The organism is Capnocytophaga sp. (genome assembly GCF_030532915.1).
In the GTDB taxonomy this organism is placed as follows: Bacteria; Bacteroidota; Bacteroidia; order Flavobacteriales; family Flavobacteriaceae; genus Capnocytophaga.
This window is the reverse complement of sequence record NZ_JAUNKD010000062.1, coordinates 1-2,954: the sequence shown is the minus strand read 5'-3', so window position 1 is coordinate 2,954 and position 2,954 is coordinate 1. Positions and strand designations below refer to the sequence as shown.

At 36.2% G+C, this 2,954-nt stretch carries 2 protein-coding genes and 1 pseudogene; all 3 read left to right on the top strand.

Annotated features, from left to right (window positions below; translation table 11 throughout):
• Window positions 1-479: pseudogene (locus Q4D72_RS11820) on the top strand (3-phosphoshikimate 1-carboxyvinyltransferase); the annotation flags it as partial.
• Window positions 480-706: 227 nt separating this feature from the next.
• Window positions 707-1,012: an HU family DNA-binding protein gene (locus Q4D72_RS11815; protein WP_303078126.1), complete on the top strand. Its 306-nt coding sequence runs from the start codon at window positions 707-709 to the stop codon at window positions 1,010-1,012.
• A gap of 211 nt (window positions 1,013-1,223) precedes the next feature.
• On the top strand, window positions 1,224-2,765 hold the full coding sequence (locus Q4D72_RS11810) for a ribonuclease E/G (protein WP_303078125.1): 1,542 nt from the start codon (window positions 1,224-1,226) through the stop codon (window positions 2,763-2,765).
• Window positions 2,766-2,954 lie beyond the last annotated feature (189 nt).

The following is a 2,954-nucleotide window of genomic DNA, read 5'->3' as shown; positions in this document are numbered from 1 at the left end:
TTCTCACAGAAATTTATTCCTTTTTTGGTGTGAAAACCACGTTTCAAAACAACGAAATCATTCTTGAAAAAATGAAACAGCCATTAGCTGATTTTTACGAGTGTGATTTACAAAACGCTCCGGATATTGCTCAAACAGTGATGGTTACGTGTTTTGGTTTGGGTGTGGCTTGCAAACTCACGGGGCTTCATACGCTGAAAATCAAAGAAACGGACCGTTTGGAAGCAATGAAAACAGAGCTGAAAAAATTAGGAGCGACCGTAACTGCAACCGAAAGCGCATTGCAACTTGAAAAACGAACCGGTGCAATGCGTTCAGAAATAGCCATAAATACCTATAACGACCACCGAATGGCAATGGCTTTTACGCCTTTGATGCTCAAAACAAGCCTTGTTATCTGTGATTGTGAGGTGGTTTCAAAGTCATATCCCAACTTTTGGAGTGATGTTTTTGAGGTTACAAAGTCAAAATCAAGTTAATTTTATGTTTTTTTAAGGCAGATTGTCATATTTTTTTGGAAGAATCTTTTTGGATGTAAATTATTTATTATCAATAATTTAAAATATGTGTTTTTTTTGAAAATCCTAAAAATGAGACTTTAAAAATAAAAAAAGTGGCTAACGTTATGTTTTTTAAATAATTAATTTGTATATTTGCAGTCCGAATTTTTAATAGTATAAAATTAATATTTAAAAAGAAATATAAAATGACAAAAGCAGAAATCGTATCAAAGATCGCTGATAAGTTGGGTCTTGATAAAAATGACGTTCAAGCAACAGTTGAAAATTTTATGGAAGAAGTGAAAGCTTCTTTGGAAGGTGGTAACAATGTGTATTTGAGAGGTTTTGGTAGCTTTATTATCAAAACAAGAGCTGAGAAAACAGGGCGTAACATTTCTAAAAATACGACCATCAAAATTCCTGCTCACAACATTCCTGCATTTAAGCCGGCAAAAGTGTTCGTTGACGGTGTGAAAACCAAAGTTAAAGTTAAATCAAGCAAAAAGAAATAATTAAAACGAATAGTTTATGCCAAGCGGAAAAAAGAGAAAAAGACATAAAGTGGCAAACCACAAACGTAAAAAAAGGGCGAGAGCAAATCGTCACAAAAAGAAAAAGTAGTTTTTAACTACTTTTTCTTCTTATAAGAAAAATGTTCTTTGAAACGTCAGTTTAAATTATTGAAACTGAAATTGTTATGTTTAACAAAAAAATCCAAAAAGAGTGAATAAAGAATTAATAATTCGTTCCGGTTCCTCTTATATAGATTTTGCTTTATTGAAAGAAGGAAGGCTCATTGAACTTCATAAAGAAGAAGATTCTAATGGGTTAGGGGTTGGAGATATTATGCTTGCCAAAATTCGTAAACCCATACAGGGGCTTAATGCCGCCTTTGTGAATGTGGGGCATGAAAAGGATGCTTTTTTGCATTACCACGATTTGGGTCCGCAACTTTTATCCCTCTTAAAGTTTGTCCGATTGGTTATTTCGGGCAAGTTAAAAGATTATTCACTGAAAGACTTTCAGTTGGAGCCCGATATTAACAAAGACGGTGGCGTATCGGAAGTACTTAAAGCGGGGCAACCTATTTTGGTTCAGATAGTTAAAGAGCCAATTTCAACCAAAGGACCCCGAATCAGTTCCGAGCTGTCCATCGCAGGCAGGTACTTGGTGTTAGTGCCGTTTTCTGACCGAATTTCCATCTCTCAAAAAATAGAAAGCAAAGCCGAAAAAGAAAGGCTTCGACGACTTTTGCAAAGCATTAAACCTAAGGGGTTTGGCGTGATTGTGCGCACAGTTGCAGAAGGCAAAAAAGTAGCAGAACTGGATAAAGATTTGCAAGGATTATTCGAGCGTTGGGTTTTGATGTGTAAAAAAGTACATAAAGCAGTTTTCCCTTCAAAGGTAATGAGTGAAATCAACCGGGCAGGAGCTATTCTGCGTGATATGTTTAATGATTCATTTACAGGTATTCACGTGGATAATGATTTGCTGTATGAGCAAATTGTTACGTATCTGCAAGATATTGCTCCCGGAAAGGAAAACATAGTAAAGCATTATCGCTCATCGGTTCCGATTTTTGAAAAATTTCATATCGAGCGACAAATAAAAACGGCTTTTGGGCGCACCGTTTCAATGACCAAGGGCGCTTATTTGGTTATTGAACATACTGAGGCACTGCACGTTATTGACGTGAATAGCGGAAACCATTCCAACAAAGCCACCAACCAAGAGTCAACGGCATTGTCCGTGAATTTGATAGCAGCCACTGAAATTGCACGGCAGTTGCGCTTGCGAGATATGGGCGGAATCATCGTGGTGGATTTTATTGATATGTCAAACACGGACAATCGTAAAATTTTGTTTGACCACCTTCGTAAAGAAATGGAAGAAGATAGAGCGAAACATAAAGTGCTGCCACCGAGCAAGTTTGGTTTAATTCAAATCACGCGTCAGCGGGTTCGTCAAGAACTAAACATCAAAACCAAAGAAGAAAATCCAAGTAAGGAAGGTGAAATAGAAGCACCTATCGTTTTGGTTGATAAAATCAATACGGAACTTGAAAATATTATTAAAGAAGGGACTTATAAAGGAACCATTGTGCTTAATGCGCATCCCTTTGTGGCGGCCTATATCACACACGGCTGGCTGTCAATGCGTTTTAAATGGTTTTTAAAATACAAACGATGGGTTCAGGTAATGCCGCGTGACGCATATTCGTATTTGGAATATCGTTTTAAAACAAAGGCAGGAACTCCTCTTTAACTAAAATAATGAAGGCTTTGCAAGCAATTGCAAAGCCTTTTTTTTGTTTGCTTCAAATGATTTTAACTTTTCCAAATAGGGATAAACGCAATGATTAAAAACATAAAAAAGAAAGGTTTTTCAGGAAAAAATTAACGTTTCTTTAAAAGTTGTAGTTTTTGTTATGTATTTAAAAATTTGTTTTTCAGT

Excerpts from the sequence above, each read along its gene's own strand:
- Q4D72_RS11815 (WP_303078126.1), top strand. The coding sequence starts at position 707 with ATGACAAAAGCAGAAATCGTATCAAAGATCGCTGATAAGTTGGGTCTT.